Origin of the sequence: Streptomyces sp. JJ38 (assembly GCF_019303475.1) — a bacterium.
In the GTDB taxonomy this organism is placed as follows: domain Bacteria; phylum Actinomycetota; class Actinomycetes; order Streptomycetales; family Streptomycetaceae; genus Streptomyces.
The window spans coordinates 12,917-36,629 of sequence record NZ_JABLSI010000027.1 but is presented as its reverse complement, the minus strand read 5'-3'; the positions used below and the strand labels follow the sequence as shown (position 1 = coordinate 36,629).

Sequence of the window (23,713 nt, the reverse complement as noted above, 5' to 3'; positions counted from 1 at the left end):
TCCGGCCCCGGTGGGCGTTGCGCCCCGGGAGCGGATGTCGCTGTTCTATGACATGTCCTCACCTGTCGGACGCACGACCCGTCTTCGACACGCCGCAGGGACCTCGACGTGGTGAGGGAGCTGTCCCACGGTCGGGTGAGCCCCCTCACCGGGGTTCACGGGAGGTCGACGAACGGGGCGAGGAAGGCGCGGGCGCCGGGTGCGTCGAGGCGGTACGTCACGTTGGTCGCGTAGCAGGGGGCGTCGCCGGTGATGGTGGTGCCGACGAGGAGCCGCTCGCCGTCGATCCGGGCGAAGTTGGGGCCGCCGGAGTCGCCGTAGCAGGCGCCGCCGTTGTCCTGGGCGCCGATCATGGACAGCCGCAGCCACGCCTTGTTGAGCGCGTTGTACGACAGCGGGGCCTGGAGTCGCTCGCCGCCGCCGGGGTGGGTGTGGCCCCCGGGCTCGCGCTGGGCCTCCTGGGTGCCGTACCCGGCGACGGTGTAGTCGAGGTCCTTCAGGCCCTGGGGGCCCAGCGCGTCGAGCTGCCCGGCGTTCGGCAGCGTGGCCGGGGTGAAGTCCCAGCGGGACGCGGTGGCTTCGGCGGAGACCTCGACGACGGAGATGTCACCGGTGTCGGACGAGGGCCCCGGATACCCGGGGTGGTTGTGCGCGGTGCCGGGGACGGCGACGGCGGCGGCGACGGCGTCGGGGTCGCCCGGGTGCGCGGCGGCGGCCTCGTCGAGGGCGCCCTGCACGTCCTGGTCGAGGGAGACGTGGAACGTGGTGCCCTTCGGCCAGTCGGTGGTGCAGTGCGCGGCGGTGAGGAAGGTGTCGGCGTCGATCATGGTGCCGGAGCAGACCCAGCGGACCCGGTCGGGCGTGCCGGGGTCGTCGTCGTTGTCGTACTGGACGACGAGGGCGCCGACCTCGGTGCGCTCGGGCGCGGGGCTGGAGTTGTAGGAGTTGATCGCGGACGAGGGGAGGGCCGTGGCGAGGACGGCGGCGCAGGCCGCGGCGGTGACGGCGACGGCTCGTCCGGCATGGGTGGCGGTCAAGAGAAGCCCTTCGCTGGAACGGAACGTTCGGACAGCCCCGGGTAAGGGGTGACGCACAGTGAAGCCCCGGCCCCGACGGCTTCGCAAGGGTGCTGCGGCGCCCGGCCGCGTGTGTGTCCGGCTCGGGCGCTTTCGGCGGGGTCCGGCGGGCGGCTCGGGCGTAAAATGCGAGGTATGCGGGCCATGGTCGGCGCGGTCGAGGACGGTCGGCGGGCCTTGGGGCGGCGGCGGTGGGAAGACGCCCCCGCTTGGCTGGCCGAGGCGGGCCGTCAGGCCGCGTTCGGCCCGGACGCCCTCCCACCGCACCCGACGGCCGTCTGCCTGGTGGGGCGCGACGAGGACGGCGTTCCGGCCCGGCAGCGGCCGTACCACCGGTGGACGGGGGAGTGCGCGCCCGCGCGCACCGCGCACCGCGCGCCGGGGACGGCGCTGAACCGGGTCGGGCTTTGCGAGGTGGAGCCGTGCGGAAGGTGATCCCCGTCGTGACCGCTCTCGGAGCCGAGGAACGGCTGCTCGGGGAGGTGGCCGTCACGGAGCGGGAGCTGCGGTGTGCGGGAGTGCGCACCGCCGTGCTGGTGGGTGGCGAGGGGCCGCCGGTCGTCCTGCTGCACGGGCCGGGGGAGTTCGCGGCGTGCTGGTTCGGCGTGATCCCGGCGCTGAGGGGGGCGCACCGGGTCGTGGCGCCGGACCTCCCCGGGCACGGTTCGTCCGGTGAGGCCGACGGGCGGCTGGACGCCGACCGGACCGTGCGGTGGCTGGACGAGCTGATCGCGCAGACCTGCGCCGAGCCGCCGACCGTCGTCGGCCACCTGCTCGGGGGAGCCATCGCGGCGCGGTTCGCCGCCGCCCACCCGGACCGGCTCGCCCGGCTCGTCCTCGTGGACTCCTACGGGCTCACGCGGTTCCGTCCGGAACCGGGCTTCGCCCTCGCCCTCGCGGGCTTCGCCGCCCGGCCGACCGAGCGGTCCCGCGACCGGCTGTTCCGGCGGCGCGCGGTGGAGCCGGACCGGGTGCGGGACGAACTCGGCGCCGCTGTGACGGCGTTCGAGACCCAGGTGCTGGCCGCCGCGCGGACGCGACGGCAGCGGGCGGCGCTGCGCAGCCTCTTCCTCCGACTGGCGCTCCCGGCGATCCCGGAGGAGGAGCTGGCCCGCGTCACGGTGCCCACGTCGCTCATCTGGGGGCGGGAGGACCGGCAGGCGCGGCTGCGGGGCGCGCAGGCGGCGCACGAGCGCTACGGCTGGCCGCTGCACATCATCGACGGCTCCGGCGACGATCCCGCGCTGGAGCGGCTGGAAGCGTTTCTGACGGCGCTGCGCGCCGCCCTGGCGGAGGGAGGACGACCATGACGATGCCGGCACCGCTGCGGGAGCCCACCGCCCAGGCGTGGGACGGGCTCGCGGAGTCGTTCGACGAGAACATCACCCCGCTGAACCTGTCCCTGGGCGAGCGGCTCCTGCGGCTGGCCGGGCTGCGGCCGGACGAGCGGTTCCTGGACGTCGCCGCCGGCACGGGGGCGCTGGCCGTCCCGGCCGCGCGGATGGGCGCACAGGTCCTCGCGGCGGACTTCTCGCCCGAGATGGTGGCCCGGCTCGCCGCGCGGGCCCGTGACGAGGGGCTGCTCGGGGTGGAGGCGCGGGTGATGGACGCCCAGGCCCTCGACCTCGACGACGGCGCCTTCGACCTCACGGGTTCGCTCAACGGCGTCACCATGCTGCCCGAGCTGCGCCGCGGGCTGGCGGAGATGGTCCGGGTGACGAAGCCGGGCGGGCGGGTCATGGTGGCCGCGTTCGGGGCGCCGCCGCCCCGCACGGAGGTCATCGGCTTCTTCGTCGCGGCCGTCTCCGCGGCCGTGCCCGGCTTCACCCCGCCGCTGGACCCGCCGCCACCACCGTTCCAGCTGGCCGATCCCGAGCGGATGCGCCAGGAGCTGTCCGACAGTGGGCTGCGGGACGTCCGGGTGGAGACGGTCGACTGGACGATGGAGATCGGCTCGCCCGAGCACCTGTGGGAGATCGTGGCGTCCGGGCACCCCATCGGGGCCATGATGGCCGCGTCGGTGCTCCGGGAGCACCGCCGCGCCGTCCGGCACGAGCTGGCGGCCAGGCTGCGTGAGCGCGCGGGTGGGGACGGCCCCGCCCTGCTGACGAACCCGATGAACGTGGGCATCGGCACCAGGTGAGCCCGACGCGCGGCCGTCAGGCCGTCGCGTCCCCCGACGGCGGGGAGGTGCCGTCGGCCCGTGGGAGCCCGGCGGTGAGCGCGCCGACCAGGACCGTGTAGCTGGTGTCGAGGTCCTCGGGGAGGCCGAAGCCGTCGGCCGCCTCCAGGACGGCGAACCCGTGCGCGGCGGAGCGCAGGCAGCGGGCGGCGTGGACGGCCACGGAACCGCGCAGGCCGCGCCCGCGCAGCACGGCGAGCAGGACGTCGAGCAGGCGCCCGGCGGCGGCGTCGAGTGCGGGCTCGGGCTGCTGCTGGAGGGCGGTGTACCGACTCGGGTGGGTGCGGACGTAGGCGCGGTAGGCGTGCAGGAAGGCGGCGAGGGCCTCGTCCCCGGAGCGTCCGAGGACGGCGGCCGCGGTGCGCTCGGCCAGCTCGTCCAGCACGCGCACCGAGATGAGCAGCCGGAGTTGGGCGAGGCCGCCGACGTGTTTGTAGAGGGACGGGGCGGCCACGCCCGCGCGCTGGGCGACGGCGCCCAGGGTCAGGGCCGCGGGTCCGGAGTCGTCGATGAGGCGGACGGCGTGCTCGACGACGGCCGCGGTGGTCAGGCCGGCCCTAGGCACGGGCCTGCTCCCCGAGGAAGGACAGGATCGCGGCGGCGACGGTCTCGGGGTGCTGGGCGTGCGGGTAGTGCCCGGAGCCCTCGATCATGGCGACGTGCGCCCGGCCGGGCGGCATCGCGGCGGCGACGGCCTCGGCCTCGGCGCGCGGGTCGGGGAAGTCCGGGTCGCGGGTGCCCATGACGACGAGGGCCGGGACGGCGACGTCGGGCAGCGCCGCCTGCGCGTCGGCGGGGGAGGAGAGGGCCATGGCGGAGAGGGCGGCCATGCGGCCCGGCTCGCGGAGCTTGGCGGAGAGGGCGGCGAGGACGACCTCGAAGTCGGCCGGGCGGGCGCCGGGGTAGGCGAGGCGCTGGTAGCGCTTCCAGAGGGGGACGCTGCGCAGGAGTGCGGCGCCGCCGATGAGGGCGAGGCCGTGGAGCAGCCGTGGGCTCAGGTCGCGCGGGCCGATGGCGGGTTTGCGGGTGCCGGGGCCGATCTCCACGACCGCGCGGACGTCGGCGGGGTGCCGGGCGGCGGCGATGGTGGCGGCGCCACCGGAGAACGAGGCGCCGACGATGACGGCCGGGCCGCCGCCGAGGTGCCGGACGAGGGCGACGAGGTCACCGGCGACGTCGGTGCGTGAGTGCGACGGCCAGCCGGTACTGGACTCCCCATGGCCGCGCAGGTCGACCGTGGCGACGCGGTATCCGGCCGTCACCAGGGCCGGTGTGAGGAAGCGGTAGGCGGCGCGGACGTCACCGAGGCCCGGCGCCAGCACGAGGAGCGGGCCCTCCCCGGTGACGTCGTAGGCCAGCCTGCCCTCGTCGAGGTCCAGGAATCGCGTCGTGGCGGTCATGGGGAGCCTCCATTGGCTACTCTGTATAGCCTCAAAGCTAAGACCATTAGCTTTGTGCGTCAAGCCTCGCCGCGATGCGGTGCGTCTGAGGGGGCGGATCGCCCCTCGCCCGACGCCGGACACGGGCGTAACCTGGGAGTACAGCCTCCGAGGGAAAGAGGAGGTGGCGTGATCCTGATGTGGCAGAGCGCTGCTGCGCCGCGTCGACGGGGGACGTTCTAGGGCGCGGCCTCCAGCAGGGCGTCGAAGACACCCGACACCGTGGCCCCGCGGGTGCGGGGCTGCGGCTTGCCGAGAGGGTTTCGCTCCCCTGGAGGGGTTTTCCGTGGATGTCGAGATCGTGAACGCCACCGGTCAGCACCGGTTCGAGGCGCATCTCGGTGACCGGGTGGCGGCGGTCGTCGCCTACCGGGACACCGGCCGGGTGCGCGAACTGATCCACACCGAGGTGGACGCCGAGTTCGAGGGGCGGGGCGTCGCGAGCGCGCTGGCGCGCGGAGCGCTGGACGAGCTCCGGGCCGAGGGGCTGCTCGTCCGGCCCACCTGCCCGTATGTCACCGGCTGGATCAAGCGGCACGCCGAGTACCTGGACATGGTCGAGCCGCAGGCGAAGCCGCTGGTGGCGTCGTCCTGATGAGGGGGCGTCAGGGTGTGACGGGCGGGCCGCCCGTTCTGCGGCTTCTTGTCCCGCGTCGTCGAGCGCGCTGACCGAGCCCCAGGCCACACCGCCGGATTCAGCCGGAGGGCTGGAACTCCCCGGCGGACAGCTGTCGATGAGCGGGTGCCCGCGCGTGCCCTTGCCGGGTTCCTCGCGTTGGCGGCCTGCCGCGGGACGTCCAGGCGGGTACGCGTTCCCGGAGTCACGACACCCGTACAGGCGGTGCACATTCGGCATGTGCGAGGCCCTTGCCCTCGGCAACGAACTGGTGATGTGATGTGCCCGTGTGACGCCCGCACACTCGGTTGGCGGGCGGCAATCGGCCCGGCCTGACCAGCCGTCGGCCTGTCGACGCATGCGGAGACGCCATGATCACGCTGGTGCCAGGCGGGGGTGCTAGCACCCGTCGCCGAACCCAACGCCAGTGCATATACCTCGGCTTGACGGCCTCCTGGGGGATCGCGTGGTGAGTCCCGCGCATCCAGCCGCGCACCCGCCCACGGCCGTGCTCCTGAGTCCGCGCGGCGAGGCCGTCAGAGCGGCCCGGACGGCCGGGGCCAGGACGGTGGTCGTCGGCCCCGACCTCGCCGCCCCGGGCATGCGGCGCGCCCTCGCCGACGCCGACGAGGCCGCCGAGTGCGACTGGAGCGACCGCGGGCGGCTGCTCGACCTCCTCGCCCCCTTCGCGGGCCAGCCGCAGGTCTCGGTGTTCGGCTTCGACGCCCCCGCCGCCCTCCAGGCCGGCTACGCCAACGCGCTGCTCCGCCTGCCCGGCAACCCACCGGGACCGCTACGCGCGTTGACCGACCCGGCGGCCCTGCGCGCGCTGGCCAACCGGTACACCTCCTTCCCCGTGCGGGCCGAGCGGACCGACGCCGCGGGCCTGTCGGGCGCCGCCCAGCGGATCGGCTACCCCTGTCTCGTCCGGCCGGCCACCGGCCGCCCGCGCGTCCTCCAGGGCCCGGCCGAGGCGGTGGAGCTGGCCGGCTCCCTGGCCCTGGAGGAGGGACGACTCCTGGTGGAGGAGGTCCTCGTCGGCCCGGTCTACGACGTGTGCGCCCACTCCTTCGGCGGCGCGCACACGATCCACGGCATCGCCCCCGCCGGTTTCCCGTCCACCGCCTGCGGCGCCCCGGCCGGGCGCGGCGGCATGGCGGACGGCGTCGACGACGAGACCGTGGACGGGCTGGACGTCCCCGCCGTGCGCGCCGTGCGGCGCCTGGTCACCTCGACCCTGGAGGCGGTGGACCACCAGGTGGGCCTCACGCACGCGGCCGTCGTCCTCACCGAGGCCGGGCCGCGGCTCCTCGGCGCGGGCCCCGGCCCGGCGCCGGGCGCGGAGTGCGCGCTGTACGAGCTGGCGATCACCGCCGTGCTCTGCCTGCCACGGCGGGCTCACCGGGCGGCTGTCGGCTAGGTGAGCGCGAGGTTTCGCCTACGTCACTTCACGCCACAGCCTCGAAACCCGTGCCGTCTACTTTCAACAGGCGATGACGACGTGTGCCAGGGAGGCGACGTGATGACAGCCCGAAAGACGCCAGGCGGCGGCCGGTGGATCCAGCACTGGGAGCCGGAGAACGACACGTTCTGGAAGGAGAAGGGCGCGAAGATCGCCAACCGCAATCTGCTCTTCTCCGTGATTTCGGAGCACATCGGCTTCTCGATCTGGTCCCTGTGGTCCGTGCTGGTGCTCTTCATGGGCCCCGAGTACGGCATCGACCCGGCCGGCAAGTTCTTCCTCGTGGCCATGGCGACGCTGGTCGGCGCGTGCGTCCGCGTCCCCTACACCTTCGCCGTCGCCCGGTTCGGCGGACGGAACTGGACCGTCATGTCGGCCGGGTTGCTCCTGGTGCCGGGCGTAGCCGCCTTCATCGTCATGGAGCCGGGGACGTCCTACACGACGTTCATGGTGGTGGCGCTGCTGACGGGTGTCGGTGGCGGTAACTTCGCCTCGTCGATGACCAACATCAACGCCTTCTTCCCGCTCCACAAGAAGGGCTGGGCGCTCGGCCTCAACGCCGGCGGCGGCAACATCGGCGTCGCGGCGATCCAGCTCGTCACGCTCGCGGTCATCGCGGTCGCGGGTGACGGTCAGCCCCGGGTGCTGCTGTCGATCTACCTGCCGCTCGTCGTCGTGTCCGCCACCTTCGCCTGGCTGCGGATGGACAACCTCGCCGTCATGAAGAACGACAGCGGGGCGTTCAAGGAGACGGCGCGCGACGCCCACACCTGGATCATGTCGTTCCTCTACATCGGAACCTTCGGCTCCTTCATCGGATACAGCTTCGCCTTCGGGCTCGTCCTGCAGAACCAGTTCGACCGCACCCCGCTCCAGGCCGCCTCGCTGACCTTCATCGGCCCGCTGCTGGGCTCGCTCATCCGGCCGCTGGGCGGCTGGCTCGCCGACCGCTACGGCGGCGCCCGCATCACTCTGTGGAACTTCGCCGCGATGGGCCTGGCCACCGCCGTCATCCTCCTGGCGTCCGTCCAGGAGTCCCTGGGGCTCTTCCTCTCGGGCTTCATCGTGCTGTTCGTCCTCACCGGCGTGGGCAACGGCTCGACGTACAAGATGATCCCCGGCATCTTCCAGGCCAAGGCCCGCATCCTGGGGCTCGTCGGCGAGGAGGCCAACCACTACGGCCGACGGCTCTCCGGCGCGGCCATCGGCGTCATCGGCGCGGTGGGCGGCCTCGGCGGGCTCGGCATCAACCTCGCCTTCCGGCAGTCCTTCCTCTCCACCGGCACCGGCATCAGCGCCTTCGCCGCCTTCCTCGTCTTCTACGCGGTCTGCTTCGTCGTCACCTGGGCCGTCTACCTGCGGCGCCCGGTCGGCGGCGGGCGGACGCGTACGGTGGCGGGAGGCGCCGGTGCCACGGAACAGTCCGAGGAGCGCCCCTCGTTCGCGCGGGTCTGAACCGCCCGCGCGATCCCCGTCACAGCCGGCCGCCCCCGTCGACCAGGGGGCGGCCGGGCGACGCCCATACGAAACGTCACGTAACAAGGGGGAAACCCAGCGGAACCGAGCCTGTCACGCACTCCCGGCAGGCTCGGTCCCACGGTCTTGAACGCCAAGGGTCGAGGACCATCCCATGCAAGAACACGCGCACGACATCAAGCCCCTCGAGGGCTTCACGATCGGCGTCACCGCGGCCCGCAGGGCCGAGGAACTGATCGCGCTCCTGGAACGCCGCGGCGCCACCGTCCAGCACGCGCCCGCGCTGCGGATCGTGCCGCTCGCGGACGACACCGAGCTGCTCGACGCCACCCGGCTGCTCCTCGACTCGCCCCCCGACACCGTCATCGCCACCACCGCCATCGGCTTCCGCGGCTGGGTGGAGGCCGCCCACGGCTGGGGGCTGGGTGAGGACCTGCTGCGCCGCCTGGACGACGCCGAGCTGCTCGCCCGCGGCCCCAAGGTGCGCGGCGCGATCCGGGCCGCAGGGCTCACCGAGGACTGGTACCCGCCGTCGGAGTCGATGGCCGAGGTGCGCGAGCGGCTCCTCGCCGGTGACCTGACCGGACGCCGCGTCGCCGTGCAGCTGCACGGGGAGCCGCAGCCCGGGTTCGTCGAGGCGCTGCGCACGGCCGGCGCCGAGGTCGTCTGCGTCCCCGTGTACCGCTGGCTCCCGCCCGACGACCCCACCGCGCTCGACCGGCTCATCGACGCCACCTGCTCCGGCGCCCTGGACTGCGTCACCTTCACCAGCGCCCCCGCCGCCCTGTCCCTGCTGCGACGGGCCGAGGAGCGGGGCCTGCGCGAGGAACTGCTGGAGGCCCTGCGCGGCGAGGTGCTGCCCGTCTGCGTCGGCCCCGTCACCGGCGCCGTGCTGGAAGGGGCGGACGTCCCCACCCGCCAGCCCGAGCGCTTCCGGCTGGGCCCGCTCGTCCAGCTCCTGTGCGCCGAGCTGCCCGCCCGCTCCACGCCGCTGCCGGTCGGCGGCAGGGTGCTGGAGATCCGTGGGCACGCCGTCGTCGTGGACGGCGAGCTGCGGCCCGTCCCGCCCGCCGGGATGGCGCTGCTGGGAGCCCTGGCCTCGCGGCCGGGCTGGGTCGTGCCCCGGGCCGAGCTGTTGCGGGCCCTGCCCGGAGCGGGCCGCGACGAGCACGCGGTCGAGACGGCGATGGCCCGGCTGCGCTCGGCGCTCGGCGCGCCCAAGCTGATCCAGACCGTCGTCAAGCGCGGCTACCGGCTGGCGGTCGACGCCTGAGGCCGCTCACCCCGTGGGACGTGGGTCCCGAGGGGGTGAACGGACGGGCTCCGGCGTGCGTACCGCTGGGTGCGTGCGGCGTGTCACGGGCGGGACAGCACGTCGGCCGCCGCGCGGGGAGCGCATGCGTATCGACCGGGGACACAGCGTGGGTGAGGATGCCGTCGTGGCCGACCGAACGTCACAGGACGACGCCCTCATGCGAGCGCTCTACGACGAGCACGCGGGCGCGCTGCTGGCCTTCGTGCTACGGCTGGTCGGTGGCGACCGGCACCGCGCCGAGGACGTCGTCCAGGAGACGCTGCTGCGGGCCTGGCGCAACGCCGACCAGCTCCGGCGCGCCGCCGGCTCGGTGCGGCCCTGGCTGGTGACGGTCGCCCGCCGCATCGTCATCGACGCCCACCGCGGCCGGCAGGCCCGCCCGCACGAGGTGGACGCCGCTCCGCTGGAGACGCTCCCGGCCGCCGACGAGATCGACCGGGCCCTGCGCCTCATGACGATCGCCGAGGCCATGGCGGACCTGACCGAGCACCACCGCTCGGCGCTCGTCGAGACGTACTTCAGGGGCCGGACGGTCAACGAGGCGGCCGAGGTGCTGGGCGTCCCGCCCGGTACCGTCCGGTCACGGGTCTTCTACGCGCTGCGCTCGTTGAGACTCTCGCTGGAGGAGAGGGGGATGACGGCATGACGTCGCACGCGCACCACACCGACGTCGGCGCCTACGCCCTCGGCGCCCTCGACCCGGCGGACGCCGAGCGCTTCGAGGAACACCTCGCCGACTGCCCGTCCTGCGCCCGGGAGCTGGAGGAACTGCTCGGGCTGCGGTCCGTGCTCGCGGAGTTCGCGCAGGACGCCCCCGCCACCGGGGACCACGGCGACGGGCTCAACGCCCGGCCCGCGCCCGGCATGCTGGACCGGCTGCTGGGCGAGGCGGCCGCCGAGCGGCGCCGCCGCGGTCGCCGGCGGCTCGCGCTGGTCGCCGCCGCCCTCGCCCTGGTCGTCGCCGGGCCCCTCGCGGGCGCCGCCTGGACGACGGGGCAGGACGCGGACCGGGCACGGCCCGGCGCCGCCGCCGAGGCCGTGTACGCCGAGGGCGACAAGCGGAGCGCGACGGACCCGGCCACCAGCGTCGCCGCCACCGTGGCCACCGTCCCGCGCGCCTGGGGGACGGAGGTCGCCGTCCGGCTCTCCGGAGTCAGCGGGCCGCGCACCTGCGGGCTGGTGGCCGTCGGCAAGGACGGCACGGAGCAGACCGTCACCACCTGGACCGTCCCCGCCACCGGCTACGCCCCGCGCGAGCAGCGCTATTACCTGGGCGGGGCCGCCTACGACCGGTCCGACATCGACCACTTCGAGGTCCGCACCCTCGACGGCACGCACCTGGTGACGGTGCCGGGCTGAGCCGCCGGGCGGCACCGGGCCGCCCGGCCGGGGGAGCCCGCCGGGCTGAGTGCGGGTCAGCTGACCACCGTCTCCCACCGTGGCGTACGGTGGACGGCTGCCCTGGACACAGCAGAAGGGGGCCCTTGCGTTGGAGGCGCAGGACACGAGCGTGCGGGACCGTGAGATCCACGCCGAGCAGAACCACCTGGACGCGGTCTACCGCCGCCTGGAGGAGAAGATCCACGAGGCCGAGTTCCTGATGGCCGACGCGGGCAAGCGCGCGCAGGTCGGCACGCCGGGCGCCCTCGCCGAGCGCGACGCCCAGGTGTTCCGGGCCGGGGTCCACCTCAACCGGCTCAACAGCGAGTTCGAGGACTTCCTCTTCGGCCGCATCGACCTCCTCGACGGCAAGGACGGCGAGCGGGGCCCGGACGGCGCCTACACCTCCGTCGAGCCCGCCGAGGACGCGATCCGCCCCGACGGGACCGCCGACGTCGCCGAGACCCTGCACATCGGTCGGCTCGGCGTGCTCGACGCCGACTACTCCCCCCTCGTCATCGACTGGCGCGCCCCCGCCGCCGCTCCCTTCTACCGGGCGACCCCGGTGGATCCCGGCCGCGTCGTCCGGCGCCGGGTCATCCGCTCCCGTGGGCGGAAGGTCCTGGGCGTCGAGGACGACCTGCTGCGCCCCGGGCTCACCGCCCGCCTGCACGGTGCGGAGCTGCCCGTCGTCGGCGACGGCGCGCTGATGGCGGCGCTCGGCCGCGCCCGCGGGCACGCCATGCGCGACATCGTCGCCTCCATCCAGGCCGAGCAGGACGAGGTCATCCGCGCGCCCGCCGCCTCCGTCACCGAGGTCGAGGGCGGGCCGGGTACGGGCAAGACCGCCGTCGCCCTGCACCGCGCCGCCTACCTCCTCTACCGCGACCGCCGCCGCTACGCCGGGGGCATCCTCATCGTCAGCCCCACCCCGCTGCTCGTCTCCTACACCGAGGGCGTCCTGCCCTCCCTGGGGGAGGAGGGGCAGGTGGTGATCCGTGCGCTGGGCTCGCTGGTGGAGGGCGCCGAGGCCGACGCCCACGACCCGATGCCGGTGGCCCGGATCAAGGGCTCGGGACGGATGGCGAAGGTGCTGCGCCGGGCCGCGCGCGGGACGCTGGAGCTGGCCGGGACCCGGGAGGCCGCGGCCGGGCTGCGGGTCGTGGCCTTCGGCGCCAGGGTCGAGCTGGACGTCGAGGAGCTGAGGGCGGTGCGCTCGGCCGCCCTGAGCGGCACCGCACCGGTGAACCTGCTGCGCCCGCGCGCCCGCAAGCTGCTGCTCGACGCGCTGTGGGAGAAGTCCGGCGGCCCGCTGCGCCATCCGCCGGGGACGGACCCGGAACTGGCCGCCGAGGCACGGCAGGGCTTCGACGAGGACGTCGCGGACGAGGACGCCTTCCAGGAGTTCCTGGCCGCGTGGTGGCCGGAGCTGACACCCCGGCTGGTGCTCGCCGCCATGCGGGACGAGAAGCGGCTCGGCCGCTGGTCGCGCCGCTGGCTCCAGCCGCGCGAGGCCCGGCGGCTCGCCCGCTCGCTGTCCCGGCTGGACGCCGCCGGGCAGGGGCCGCTGTCCGTGCACGACGTCGCCCTGCTGGACGAGCTGCACTCCGTGCTCGGCGCCCCCGCCAAGCCGCGGAAGCGGGAGATCGACCCGCTGGACCAGTTCACGGGGCTGGCGGAGCTGACCACGGCCGCCGACCGCGACCCGACCCGGCGCGAGGCCCGGCCGGCCGGCCCCGCCGAGGAGCGCCGGGACTACGCGCACGTCATCGTCGACGAGGCGCAGGACCTCACGCCCATGCAGTGGCGCATGGTCGGCCGTCGGGGCCGCCAGGCCACCTGGACGGTGGTGGGCGACCCCGCGCAGTCCTCCTGGTCCGACCCGGAGGACGCCGCGGAGGCGCGCCGGGAGGCGCTGGGCACCCGGCCCCGCCGCCGCTTCGAGCTGACGGTCAACTACCGCAATCCGGCCGAGGTCGCGGAGCTGGCCGCGCGGGTGCTGGCCCTGGCCATGCCCGGCGTGCAGCCGCCGAAGGCGGTCCGCTCGACCGGTCTCGTGCCCCGGTTCGCGGTGGCCGACGGCGACCTGGGCGCCCGGGTGCGTGAGGAGGCGCGGCGGCTGCTGGCGGAGGTCGAGGGCACGGTCGGCGTCGTCGTCCCCATGGCGGCCCGGGAGGCGGCGGCCGACTGGGTCGCCGGGCTCGGCGACCGCGTGGTTGCGCTGGGCAGCCTGGAGGCGAAGGGGCTGGAGTACGACGCGACGGTCGTCGTGACCCCGGCGGACATCGCCGACGAGTCCTCCGCCGGGCTCCGGGTGCTCTACGTCGCCCTGACCCGGGCAACGCAGCGGCTGACGATCCTCGCCGGCGAGCGGGACCTCCCGGACGCGGACGGCGTGCCGGACCTGCTGCGGGACTAGGGGGGTGCTTCGACCGGCCGCGACGGGAACGCCGGGTGCCGGGCCATGGGCGGGCCGGGGCGGAAAAGCGTGGGAGGCGGGCCCTGAGGCCCGCCTCCCACGGTCGTTCAATGGCGCCGACCCGCCAGCTCGCCTCGCGGCAAGTGGTCGCTCGAAGCGACGAAGGTTGGGCCCGGGGGCATGGATCGGGCCGACGCCACGTCCAGGCTAACAAACGGGATTCCCTTGCTCGAGACACCCGTTCGGCCGAGGTGGCGGAGCGGGGTGGCGCGCACGCCCGGAACCGGCGACGCCCGGGCCTTTGTCCCCGGGAGTGCCCGGCCGGGGACCAGGGGGAGGTCCGGGCTTCCACCACGAGAGCAACTCTCGTATGGTGGAATAACTTTTCCGGATCGTGCTCCGTTTACCGCGTACCCGACGGTAGGTGGGACGATTCCGAGGCAAACGCGCACCCGCGAAGTGCTTGAGTGAAAGCAGAGGAAGTCGGCATGGCTACGGCGCCCAGCGTCTCCTACTCGATGACCGTCCGGCTGGAGGTTCCGGTCGGCGGCTCGGCGGTCAGCCAGATCACCACGGTCGTGGAGTCGTCCGGCGGTCACGTCACCGCCCTCGACGTCACCGCCTCCGGGCACGAACGGCTGCGCATCGACGTCACGGTCGCCGCGACCTCCACCGACCACGCCAACGAGATCGTGCGGAAGCTCGGCCGGATCGACGGCGTGACGCTGGGGAAGGTCTCCGACCGCACCTTCCTCATGCACCTCGGCGGCAAGATCGAGATGTCGTCCAAGCATCCCATTCGCAACCGTGACGACCTCTCCATGGTCTACACCCCCGGTGTGGCCCGGGTGTGCACGCAGATCGCCGAGAACCCCGAGGACGCCCGCCGCCTGACCATCAAGCGCAACAGCGTCGCCGTCGTCACCGACGGCTCCGCCGTCCTCGGCCTCGGCAACATCGGCCCCCAGGCCGCACTCCCGGTCATGGAGGGCAAGGCGGCCCTGTTCAAGCGGTTCGCGGGCATCGACGCCTGGCCGCTGTGCCTGGACACCCAGGACACCGACGCCATCGTCGAGATCGTCAAGGCCATCGCCCCCGGCTTCGCCGGCATCAACCTGGAGGACATCTCCGCGCCCCGCTGCTTCGAGATCGAGGCGCGGCTCCGGGAGGCCCTGGACATCCCCGTCTTCCACGACGACCAGCACGGCACCGCCATCGTCGTCCTCGCGGCCCTCCACAACGCCCTGCGGGTCGTCGGCAAGTCCATCGGCGACGTGCGGGTGGTCATGTCCGGCGCGGGCGCCGCCGGCACCGCCATCCTCAAGCTGCTCATCGCGGCGGGCGTCAAGCACTCCGTCGTCTGCGACATCAACGGCGTCGTCCACGCCGACCGCGACGACCTCCCCGCCGCCGGCACCGCGCTGCGCTGGATCGCCGACAACACCAACCCCGACGGCGTCACCGGCACGCTCAAGGACGCCGTGGCCGGTGCCGACGTCTTCATCGGCGTCTCCGCGCCCAACGTCCTGACGGCCGAGGACGTGGCCACCATGGCGGACGGCGCCATCGTCTTCGCGCTCGCCAACCCCGACCCGGAGATCGACCCCGCCGTGGCCCGGCAGACCGCCGCCGTCGTGGCCACCGGCCGCTCCGACTTCCCCAACCAGATCAACAACGTCCTCGTCTTCCCCGGCGTCTTCCGCGGCCTGCTCGACGCGCAGTCCCACACGGTGACGGACGGCATGATGCTGGCCGCCGCCCGCGCCCTCGCGGACGTCGTGGGCGAGGAGGAGCTGAACCCGAACTACATCATCCCGAGCGTCTTCAACGAGAAGGTCTCCGGCGCGGTGGCCGGCGCCGTCCGCGAGGCCGCCCGGGCCGCCGGAGCCTGAGCCGTCGGGCCTGAGCCGGACGGCCGACGACCGAACGGGTGGCCGGGCCTCCGGGCGCCCGGGCGGGGGTGGCGGCCGGGAACGGCGCGTCGCGGACGTGCCACAGCCGGGCCCCCGTAGGGTTGCGGGCGGACAAAGCCCGCGCAACGTCATCCTGACGCGACGGCGGAGCTTTTCGTGTGATGCGACGGGCCCCGGATTGGCTTTCCCGCCACTGGTGGGGGCAGGATGCGTGCCGGGCGCGAGGGTCTGGGAGCAGACCCGGGTCGCGGCACTGTCCGAGGGCCCTGGCAGCATCGGCTTCGTCTCACGCCTCAACGGCAAGAAGAACACGGGAGTAACACACATGAACCGCACTGAGCTGGTGGCCGCTCTGGCCGATCGCGCCGAGGTGACCCGCAAGGACGCCGACGCCGTTCTGGCCGCCCTCGCCGAGACGGTCGGCGAGGTCGTCGCCAAGGGCGACGAGAAGGTCACCATCCCGGGCTTCCTCACCTTCGAGCGCACCCACCGTGCCGCTCGCAGCGCCCGCAACCCGCAGACCGGCGAGCCGATCCAGATCCCGGCCGGCTACAGCGTCAAGGTCTCGGCGGGCTCCAAGCTGAAGGACGCCGCCAAGGGCAAGTAAGCCCCACGCGACAGCGAGGGCGGCTGTCCCGGCCACGAGGCCGGGGCAGCCGCCCTTTCGCGTCCCCCGGGCCCCGTCGGGGCGCCCGCGCCGCCCGCCGGGAAACGGCGACAGCCCGCCCCCGGGTGCTCGGGGCGGGCTGTCGCGGAGGTTCGGGGCGAGGGCGTCAGGGAGTCTCGACCTTGGCGCCGAGGCCGGGGAGCTTCTCCATGAAGTTCTCGTAGCCCCGGTTGATCAGCTCGATGCCGTGCACCCGCGAGGTGCCCTGGGCCGCCAGGGCGGCGATGAGGTACGAGAAGCCGCCGCGCAGGTCCGGGATGACCAGCTCCGAGGCATGGAGCTTCGTCGGCCCCGACACGACCGCCGAGTGCAGGAAGTTCCGCTGGCCGAAGCGGCAGGGCGTGCCGCCCAGACATTCGCGGTAGAGCTGGATGTGGGCGCCCATCTGGTTCAGCGCCTCGGTGAAGCCCAGCCGCGACTCGTACACCGTCTCGTGGACGATCGACAGCCCGGAGGCCTGCGTCAGGGCGACGACGAGGGGCTGCTGCCAGTCCGTCTGGAAGCCCGGGTGGACGTCGGTCTCCAGGGCGATCGCGTTGAGCGGGCCGCCGGGGTGCCAGAAGCGGATGCCCTCGTCCTCGACCTCGAAGACACCCCCGACCTTGCGGTAGGTGTTGAGGAACGTCATCATCTCGCGCTGGCTGGCGCCGCGGACGAACACGCTGCCCTCGGTCGCCAGGGCGGCGCAGGCCCAGGACGCGGCCTCCAGACGGTCGGGCAGGGCGCGGTGACGGTAGCCGCCGAGCTTGTCCACGCCGGTGATGCGGATGGTGCGGTCGGTGTCCATCGAGATGATCGCGCCCATCTTCTGGAGCACGCAGATCAGGTCCTCGATCTCCGGCTCCACGGCCGCGTTCGACAGCTCGGTCACGCCCTCGGCGAGCACGGCCGTGAGCAGCACCTGCTCGGTGGTGCCGACGGAGGGGTAGGGGAGCTTGATCTTCGTCCCGCGCAGCCGCTGCGGGGCCTCCAGGTACTGCCCCTCCGGCCGTTTCTCGATCACCGCTCCGAACTGGCGGAGCACGTCGAAGTGGAAGTCGATCGGCCGGCCGCCGATGTCGCAGCCGCCCAGCCCGGGGATGAAGGCGTGGCCCAGCCGGTGCAGCAGCGGGCCGCAGAACAGGATCGGGATGCGGGACGAGCCCGCGTGCGCGTCGATGTCCGCGACGTCGGCACTCTCCACGTTGGACGGGTCGAGCACGAGCTCGTCGGATTCGGCGCCGCTGCGCACGGTCACCCCGTGCAGTTCGAGCAGGCCCCGCACCACGCGCACGTCACGGATGTCGGGAACGTTGCGCAGGCGGCTCGGCTCGCTGCCGAGCAGGGCCGCGACCATGGCCTTGGGCACGAGGTTCTTCGCGCCTCGGACCCGGATCTCGCCCTGGAGCGGGGTGCCGCCGTGGACGAGCAGGACGTCTTCGCTGCCGGTCATGGAACTCGCGATCTCTACATCTTGGGCGGGGGACAGACGAATGGTAGCCGTCGTTCGACCGGGCTCCGGAAGACACGCGTCCGGCACGACGCGGCGGAGTGCGCGGCCCTCGCGCCGGACGTCCCGCCGAGCGGGGCGGGGGACGGGGCGCCGGGTACCGGAGTCCGGCACCCGGCGCGGGACGCGGTGCGGAATCATGGGGGCATGTCCTCCGAGGTGTCCTCGCTCACCGGACGGTTGCTCGTCGCCACTCCGGCGCTGACCGACCCGAACTTCGAGCGTGCCGTCGTGCTGCTCCTCGACCATGACGCGGACGGTTCCCTGGGGGTGGTGCTCAACCGGCCCACACCCGTGGACGTCGGCGACATCCTGGAGCCGTGGGCCGAGCTGGCGGGCGCGCCCGGTGTCGTCTTCCAGGGGGGACCGGTCTCGCTGGACGCCGCGCTGGGGGTGGCGCTCATCCCCGGTGGTGAGGGGCCCCTCGGCTGGCGCCGGGTGCACGGCGCGATCGGTCTCGTGGACCTCGACGCCCCGCCCGAGGTGCTCGCCGCCGAGCTGGGCTTCCTGCGGATCTTCGCGGGCTACGCGGGCTGGGGCGCCGGCCAGCTGGAGCAGGAGTTGGAGGAGGGCGCCTGGTACGTGGTGGACTCCGAGCCCGGCGACGTCTCGTCCCCCGACCCCGAGGGGCTGTGGCGCGCGGTGCTGCGGCGGCAGCGCGGCGCGCTCGCGCTGGTGGCCACCTATCCGGACGACCCGTCCCTCAACTGAGGCCCGTCCCGCAGTCCGGACGGATCGGTACCCTTGGATGCCATGAGCACTCTTGAGCCCGAGCGCGGTACGGGTACCGGCACACTGGTCGAGCCGACGCCCCAGGTGTCGCACGGCGATGGCGACCACGAGCGCTACGCCCACTATGTCCAGAAGGACAAGATCATGGCGAGCGCGCTGGACGGCACGCCCGTGGTCGCGCTGTGCGGCAAGGTCTGGGTGCCCGGCCGCGACCCGAAGAAGTACCCGGTCTGCCCGCTGTGCAAGGAGATCTACGAGTCCATGAGCAGCGGTGGCGACAAGAACGGCAAGGACGGCAAGGACGGCGGCGGCCGGAAGTGAGCCGAGCGGGCCGGGGCGGGCAGCGCTCGCCCTGCACCGCGCGCCGCCCCGGCGGATGAGCCCTCCGTCCGTCGTCCGCGTGCCTCTCTTCGCCTGCCTCCCCGTACCGGTCCGGCGCGGTTCCTTCGGACGCCCGATCGACGCCGCGTCCCCGATCGTGTGAGAGGGACCCGATGCCGTACGGCACGACCCCCACGCCCTGCGAGCGTGGGGGTCGTGCCGTACGTGTGCGTTGAAGGAACGATTCGTCAGCCCGGTTGCTGCTCTCCCGCCCCGCCCCGGCCCGTCCCGGCCGAGCGAGCCGTCCCGGCGGGTGCCCGCCCTGCTGTGGCGTCAATACATGTGCCAGAGTTGCCACGCCCGCCCCGTGAGCACGTACGGTACGGCTGGGCATCCGGGAGACCGGGGAAGGGGCTGGGTTGAGCACGCACGCACCGCATGCGCCACATGATCCAGGGGTGACGCGGCCCGTCACCCTGCCGTCCACCCTCGACGAGGCCGTGGCGGCCCTCACCGCCATGCCCGCCGCCGTGCCCGTCGCCGGCGGCACCGATCTCATGGCGGACGTGAACGCCGGGCGGCTGCGTCCCGCCGCCCTCGTCGGCCTCGGCCGGATCAGCGAGATCCGCAGCTGGGAGTACCAGGACGGCAACGGGCTCCTCGGCGCCGCCCTCACCCACGCCCGCATGGGCCGCCCCGACTTCGCCGCCCTCTTCCCCGCCCTGGCCGCCGCTGCCCGCGCGGCCGGCCCGCCGCAGATCCGTAACGCCGGGACGCTCGGCGGCAACATCGTCAGCGCCGCCCCCACCGGGGACACGCTCCCCGTGCTGGCCGCACTGGAGGCCACCCTCGTCGTCGCGTGCCCCGGCGGGGCCCGCCGCGAGATGCCGGTCAGCAACCTGCTGAGCGGGCGGGAGCTGCTGAACCCCGGCGAGGTCGTCGGCTTCGTCCGGGTGCCACTCCTGCACGCGCCGCAGACGTTCCTGAAGGCCACCGGGCGCACCGGGCCGGGCCGCGCCATCGCCTCGGCCGCCGTCGTCCTCGACCCGGCCCGGCAGGGTCTGCGCTGCGCGATCGGCGCCGTCGCCCCGATGCCGCTGCGTCCGCTGGAGGCCGAGCAGTGGGCGGCCTCGCTCATCGACTGGTCCCAGGTGCGGGTGCCCGGCGGCACCGCGCTGGCCCCGGAGGCGCTGTCCGCCTTCGGCGACTACGTCGCCATGGCCTGCATCCCCGACCCACCGGCCGAGCCGGAGACGGGAGAAGCACCGGCCCTGCCGCCGGCCGTGGCCCAGCTGCGGCGTACCGTGTCGGCACTGGCCCGCCGAGCCCTCGGGAGGGCGCTCGCATGAGCAACGACCCGCACCCCGCGTCGTCCGCTCCGCCGCAGGGCGGCTGGGGCGGCGAGTACGACGGTGACGCGACCGCGTTCATCCAGCTTCCGCCGCGGGTCGCCGAGGGCGGCCACGAGGATCCGGCCTTCGCCGGGCAGAGCCCGCTGGCCGCGCCCGGCACCGGCCAGGGCTGGGAGCCGCCGGTCATCCCGCCGCCCACGCCCGCGGCCACCACGGACCCGGCGGACACCGGAACCTGGACGATGCCGTTCGCCGCCGCCCCCGCCCCCGCCCCCGCCGACGCCCCCGACGCCGCCGCCCCCGCCGACGCGGCCGCGGGTCAGATCCCGTACACCGCCGCACACCAGGACCACGTGCACGGCGCGGAGTTCGGGCGGCCCGCGACGGGCACGCCCGGCCGCTCCGCCGCGGCCGCCCTCGGGCAGGGCGCGGCCGCGGCCCTCGCGGGCTCCCACGAGGGTCGGCTGCACGCCGACGCGGGCGCCGCCGGGCAGGGCGCCCCGGACGCGCATCCGCACTGGTCAGAGCCGAGCCCCTCCAGCCCGCAGGGTCCGGGGCATCCGCCCGCCGCGCCCTTCGTCCCGGCCCCCGCGGCGGCCCCGGACGCCCAGCCCCAGCACGTCCCGGCCGCGGTCCCGGGGTCCGAGAGCCCGCACCCGACGGTCCCCCACGCGTCGGCTCCGGAGCCGGGTGCCCCGGAGTCGGCGCTCCCTGAGCCGGGCGCCCGGGAAGGGGCCGGCCACGTGCCCGAGGACGCTCTGGGGCCCGGGGCCCCCGCCGAGCTCCCGGCCCAGCCCGAGCCCCAGGCCGAGGCCGCGGACGAGCACCCCCTGACCTCGTACACCCTGCACGTCAACGGCAGCGAGCGGCACGTCGGTGACGTGTGGATCGGCGAGTCGCTGCTGCACGTCCTGCGCGAGCGGCTCGGGCTGGCCGGGGCCAAGGACGGCTGCTCGCAGGGCGAATGCGGGGCCTGCTCGGTGCTGGTGGACGGACGGCTCGTCGCCTCCTGCCTGGTGCCCGCCGCGACCGCCGCCGGGAGCGAGATCCGCACCGTCGAGGGCCTGACCGCGGACGGCGTCCCCTCGGACGTCCAGCGGGCCCTCGCCGCCCGCTCCAGCGGGCAGTGCGGCTTTTGTGTGCCGGGCATGGCCATGACGGCGCACGACCTGCTGGAGGGCAACCACGCCCCCACCGACCTGCAGATCCGCACCGCCCTGTGCGGCAACCTCTGCCGCTGCTCCGGCTACCGGGGCGCCATCGAGGCCATCCGCGAGGTCGCCGCGGAGCGCGCGGCCCACGCCCGTCCCGAGCGGGGCGAGGCCGGGGCCGACGCCGAGTCCGGCGCTCCCCGCATCCCGCAACAGGCCGGGCCCAGTGACGAGGGAGACCCGCAGTGACGTCCAGCGACGCGGTGACGGCGACCCCGGCCGGGGGCACACCGCTGCCGCCGTCCCGACCGCAGCCTCCGCCGGAGCCGCACGGCCTCGGCGCGTCCGTGCTGCCCACCGACGCGCTCGCCAAGGCGCAGGGCACCTTCGCCTACGCGGCCGACCTGTGGGCCGAGGGCCTGCTGTGGGCGGCCGTGCTGCGCGCCCCGCACCCGCACGCCCGCATCGTGTCCATCGACACCGAGCAGGCCGCGGCCATGCCCGGGGTGCGCGCCGTCATCACCCACGCCGACATCCCGGGCGACGCCAACCACGGACGCGGCGTCGCCGACCGCCCCGCCCTCGCCCGCGACCTGGTCCGGCACCATGGCGAGGCCGTCGCCGCCGTCGCGGCCGACCACCCCGACACCGCGCGCCTCGCCGTCGCGGCCATCGCCGTCGAGTACGAGGTCCTGGAGCCCGTCACCGATCCGGAGAAGGCCTTCGAGGCGGAGCCCCTGCACCCCGACGGCAACGTCGTGCGCCACCTGCCGCTGCGCTTCGGCGACCCCGAGGCCACCGGCGACGTCGTCGTGGAGGGTCTCTACCGCGTCGGCCGCCAGGACCCGGCTCCCATCGGCGCCGAGGCCGGGCTGGCCGTGCCGCGGGCGGACGGCGGCGTCGAGCTGTACACCGCCTCCACCGACCCGCACACCGACCGGGACCGGGCCGCCGCCTGCTTCGGGCTGCCCCCGGAGCAGGTCAAGGTCGTCGTCACCGGGGTCCCCGGCGCCATGGCCGACCGCGAGGACCTGAGCATCCAGATCCCGCTCGGCCTGCTGGCCATCCGCACCGGTTGCCCCGTCAAGCTCGCCGTCGGCCGCGAGGACTCCTTCCTCGGCCACGCCCACCGGCACCCCACGCTGCTGCGCTACCGGCACCACGCGGACGCCGAGGGCAAGCTCGTCAAGGTCGAGGCGCAGATCCTCATGGACGCCGGAGCCTACGCGGACGGCTCCCACGAGGCCCTGGCCGCGGCGGTGTCGTTCGCCGCCGGCCCCTACGTCGTCCCGCACGCGACGATCGACGGCTGGGCCGTGCGGACCAACAACCCCCCCTCCGGCCATATCCGCGGCGAGGGCGCCCTCCAGGTGTGCGCGGCCTACGAGGGCCAGATGGACAAGCTCGCCGGCGCCCTCGGCATCGACCCGGCCGAGCTGCGCGCCCGCAACGTCATGGCCACCGGGGACCTGCTGCCCACCGGGCAGACCGTCACCTGCCCGGCACCGGTCGCCGAACTGCTGCGGGCCGTGCGGGGGGCGCCGCTGCCCGCCCTTCCGAAGGACTGCCCGCAGGAGGAGTGGCTCCTGCCCGGCGGTCCGGAGGGCGCGGGGGAGCCCGGCGCCGTCCGGCGCGGGGTCGGCCACGCCGTCGGCATGGTCCACCTGCTCGGCGCGGAGGGCGCCGACGAGGTGTCCACCGCCACGGTGAAGGTCAACGGCCCGGTCGCCACGGTGCTGTGCGCCGCCGTCGAGACCGGCCAGGGCTTCGCGACGCTCGCCCGGCAGATCGTGCAGGAGATCCTCGGCGTCGACGAGGTGCGGGTCGCCCCCGTGGACACCGACCAGCCCCCGGCCGGCCCCGGCGCCCGCGGCCGCCACACCTGGGTGTCGGCGGGCGCGGTCGAGCGCGCGGCCAAGATGGTCCGCACCCAGCTCCTCCAGCCGCTCGCCGCGAAGTTCGGCATGTCGACCGAGCTGCTGTCCATCGCCGACGGCAAGATCACCTCCTACGACGGCGTGCTGTCCACGACGGTCGCCGAGACGCTGGAGGGCAAGGAGCTGTGGGCGACGGCGCAGTGCCGCCCCCACCCCACCGAACCGCTGGACGACAGCGGCCAGGGCGACGCCTTCGTCGGCCTCGCCTTCGCCGCGGTCCGGGCCGTCGTCGACGTCGACGTCGAGCTGGGCTCCGTCCGCGTGGTGGAGCTGGCCATCGCGCAGGACGTGGGCCGCGTGCTCAACCCGGCCCAGTGCCGGGCCCGCATCGAGGCGGGCCTCGCCCAGGGCGTCGGCGCGGCCCTCACCGAGCACCTGCGGGTCTCCCGCGGCCTCGTCCGGCACCCCGACTTCACGGGTTACCCGCTGCCGACGGCTCTCGACGTGCCCGACCTGCGCATCGTCGACCTCGTCGAGGAGCGCGACGTCGTCGCCCCCTTCGGCGCCAAGTCCGTCAGCGCGGTGCCGCTCGTCGTGGCCCCGGCCGCGATCGCCTCCGCCGTCCGCGCCGCCACCGGTCGCCCCGTCAACCGCCTCCCCATCCGTCCCTCCGCCGTCGTCACGGGATAGCCGCAGTGCCGCGTCCGCGGGGCGAGGCCGCCCAGTGGCGCGGGGTCCTGACGCGGCTCAGGTGAGGCTGGTTCGGCGGGTGCGGGGGCCTGGCCACAGGCGCGGGGCCGGGGTTGGCCGGACGGGGGCGTGGGGGACGGGGAGGCACGGGTAGGC

At 74.7% G+C, this 23,713-nt stretch carries 21 protein-coding genes; 17 read left to right on the top strand and 4 right to left on the bottom strand.

Features of this window, described 5'->3' with window-relative positions:
• Positions 1-155: 155 nt before the first annotated feature.
• Positions 156-1,037, bottom strand: a complete 882-nt coding sequence (locus HPT28_RS16235) for a trypsin-like serine protease (protein ID WP_219091811.1) — start codon at positions 1,035-1,037, stop codon at positions 156-158.
• A gap of 174 nt (positions 1,038-1,211) precedes the next feature.
• Between HPT28_RS16235 and HPT28_RS16230 the strand changes: the two genes are divergently transcribed.
• Genes HPT28_RS16230 through HPT28_RS16220 form a run of 3 tightly spaced genes read left to right on the top strand, consistent with a single transcriptional unit; the run spans position 1,212 to position 3,219 of the window.
• A complete protein-coding gene (locus tag HPT28_RS16230) occupies positions 1,212-1,511 on the top strand; it encodes a hypothetical protein (protein ID WP_219091810.1) in 300 nt (99 codons plus the stop codon).
• Positions 1,512-1,519: 8 nt separating this feature from the next.
• Positions 1,520-2,386 carry an alpha/beta hydrolase gene (locus tag HPT28_RS16225; protein ID WP_308119298.1) on the top strand — a complete coding sequence of 289 codons (867 nt, stop codon included), beginning with the start codon at positions 1,520-1,522 and terminating at the stop codon, positions 2,384-2,386.
• Positions 2,383-3,219, top strand: a complete 837-nt coding sequence (locus tag HPT28_RS16220; protein ID WP_219091808.1) for a class I SAM-dependent methyltransferase — start codon at positions 2,383-2,385, stop codon at positions 3,217-3,219. Before HPT28_RS16225 ends, HPT28_RS16220 begins: the two co-directional genes overlap by 4 nt.
• A 16-nt stretch (positions 3,220-3,235) precedes the next feature.
• Here the strand turns inward: HPT28_RS16220 and HPT28_RS16215 are convergent, their stop codons facing one another.
• Entirely contained in the window at positions 3,236-3,823 is a 588-nt protein-coding gene (locus tag HPT28_RS16215; RefSeq protein ID WP_219091807.1) for a TetR/AcrR family transcriptional regulator, read from the bottom strand.
• Positions 3,816-4,658 (bottom strand): alpha/beta fold hydrolase, encoded by an 843-nt coding sequence (locus tag HPT28_RS16210; protein WP_219091806.1) that lies wholly within the window; start codon positions 4,656-4,658, stop codon positions 3,816-3,818. The genes HPT28_RS16215 and HPT28_RS16210 overlap by 8 nt, the downstream gene beginning before the upstream one ends.
• A gap of 325 nt (positions 4,659-4,983) precedes the next feature.
• Here HPT28_RS16210 and HPT28_RS16205 point away from each other — a divergent pair, with 325 nt between their 5' ends.
• The 9 genes from HPT28_RS16205 to HPT28_RS16165 all read left to right on the top strand — a co-directional run bounded on the left by HPT28_RS16205 (position 4,984) and on the right by HPT28_RS16165 (position 15,885).
• Complete coding sequence (locus HPT28_RS16205) at positions 4,984-5,292, top strand: GNAT family N-acetyltransferase (RefSeq protein WP_219091805.1); 309 nt, start codon at positions 4,984-4,986, stop codon at positions 5,290-5,292.
• 490 nt (positions 5,293-5,782) lie between these two features.
• On the top strand, positions 5,783-6,733 hold the full coding sequence (locus HPT28_RS16200) for a hypothetical protein (protein ID WP_219091804.1): 951 nt from the start codon (positions 5,783-5,785) through the stop codon (positions 6,731-6,733).
• A 102-nt stretch (positions 6,734-6,835) separates the two neighbouring features.
• Positions 6,836-8,230, top strand: a complete 1,395-nt coding sequence (locus tag HPT28_RS16195; protein WP_219091803.1) for a NarK/NasA family nitrate transporter — start codon at positions 6,836-6,838, stop codon at positions 8,228-8,230.
• A gap of 175 nt (positions 8,231-8,405) precedes the next feature.
• Entirely contained in the window at positions 8,406-9,524 is a 1,119-nt protein-coding gene (locus HPT28_RS16190; RefSeq protein WP_219091802.1) for a uroporphyrinogen-III synthase, read from the top strand.
• Between the two features lie 124 nt (positions 9,525-9,648).
• Positions 9,649-10,212: a sigma-70 family RNA polymerase sigma factor gene (locus HPT28_RS16185; protein WP_219091801.1), complete on the top strand. Its 564-nt coding sequence runs from the start codon at positions 9,649-9,651 to the stop codon at positions 10,210-10,212.
• Positions 10,209-10,925 (top strand): anti-sigma factor, encoded by a 717-nt coding sequence (locus HPT28_RS16180; protein ID WP_219091800.1) that lies wholly within the window; start codon positions 10,209-10,211, stop codon positions 10,923-10,925. Before HPT28_RS16185 ends, HPT28_RS16180 begins: the two co-directional genes overlap by 4 nt.
• 151 nt (positions 10,926-11,076) lie before the next feature.
• A complete protein-coding gene (locus HPT28_RS16175) occupies positions 11,077-13,365 on the top strand; it encodes a UvrD-helicase domain-containing protein (RefSeq protein ID WP_308119296.1) in 2,289 nt (762 codons plus the stop codon).
• A gap of 488 nt (positions 13,366-13,853) precedes the next feature.
• Positions 13,854-15,257 (top strand): NAD-dependent malic enzyme, encoded by a 1,404-nt coding sequence (locus HPT28_RS16170; RefSeq protein ID WP_219091799.1) that lies wholly within the window; start codon positions 13,854-13,856, stop codon positions 15,255-15,257.
• Between the two features lie 346 nt (positions 15,258-15,603).
• On the top strand, positions 15,604-15,885 hold the full coding sequence (locus tag HPT28_RS16165; RefSeq protein ID WP_219091798.1) for an HU family DNA-binding protein: 282 nt from the start codon (positions 15,604-15,606) through the stop codon (positions 15,883-15,885).
• 166 nt (positions 15,886-16,051) lie between these two features.
• On the opposite strand, the gene murA is transcribed toward HPT28_RS16165, so the two are convergent.
• Positions 16,052-17,377 (bottom strand): UDP-N-acetylglucosamine 1-carboxyvinyltransferase, encoded by a 1,326-nt coding sequence (gene murA / locus HPT28_RS16160; protein WP_219091797.1) that lies wholly within the window; start codon positions 17,375-17,377, stop codon positions 16,052-16,054.
• Between the two features lie 204 nt (positions 17,378-17,581).
• Between murA and HPT28_RS16155 the strand changes: the two genes are divergently transcribed.
• The 5 genes from HPT28_RS16155 to HPT28_RS16135 all read left to right on the top strand — a co-directional run bounded on the left by HPT28_RS16155 (position 17,582) and on the right by HPT28_RS16135 (position 23,557).
• Positions 17,582-18,145 (top strand): YqgE/AlgH family protein, encoded by a 564-nt coding sequence (locus HPT28_RS16155; protein ID WP_219091796.1) that lies wholly within the window; start codon positions 17,582-17,584, stop codon positions 18,143-18,145.
• A 42-nt stretch (positions 18,146-18,187) separates the two neighbouring features.
• On the top strand, positions 18,188-18,487 hold the full coding sequence (locus HPT28_RS16150; RefSeq protein ID WP_219091795.1) for a DUF3039 domain-containing protein: 300 nt from the start codon (positions 18,188-18,190) through the stop codon (positions 18,485-18,487).
• A gap of 419 nt (positions 18,488-18,906) precedes the next feature.
• The gene (locus HPT28_RS16145) at positions 18,907-19,836 is read left to right on the top strand and encodes a xanthine dehydrogenase family protein subunit M (RefSeq protein ID WP_219091794.1); all 930 of its coding nucleotides are present in this window, start codon (positions 18,907-18,909) and stop codon (positions 19,834-19,836) included.
• A complete protein-coding gene (locus HPT28_RS16140) occupies positions 19,833-21,239 on the top strand; it encodes a (2Fe-2S)-binding protein (RefSeq protein WP_219091793.1) in 1,407 nt (468 codons plus the stop codon). Before HPT28_RS16145 ends, HPT28_RS16140 begins: the two co-directional genes overlap by 4 nt.
• Entirely contained in the window at positions 21,236-23,557 is a 2,322-nt protein-coding gene (locus tag HPT28_RS16135) for a xanthine dehydrogenase family protein molybdopterin-binding subunit (RefSeq protein WP_219091792.1), read from the top strand. The genes HPT28_RS16140 and HPT28_RS16135 overlap by 4 nt, the downstream gene beginning before the upstream one ends.
• The last annotated feature ends 156 nt before the right edge of the window (positions 23,558-23,713 follow it).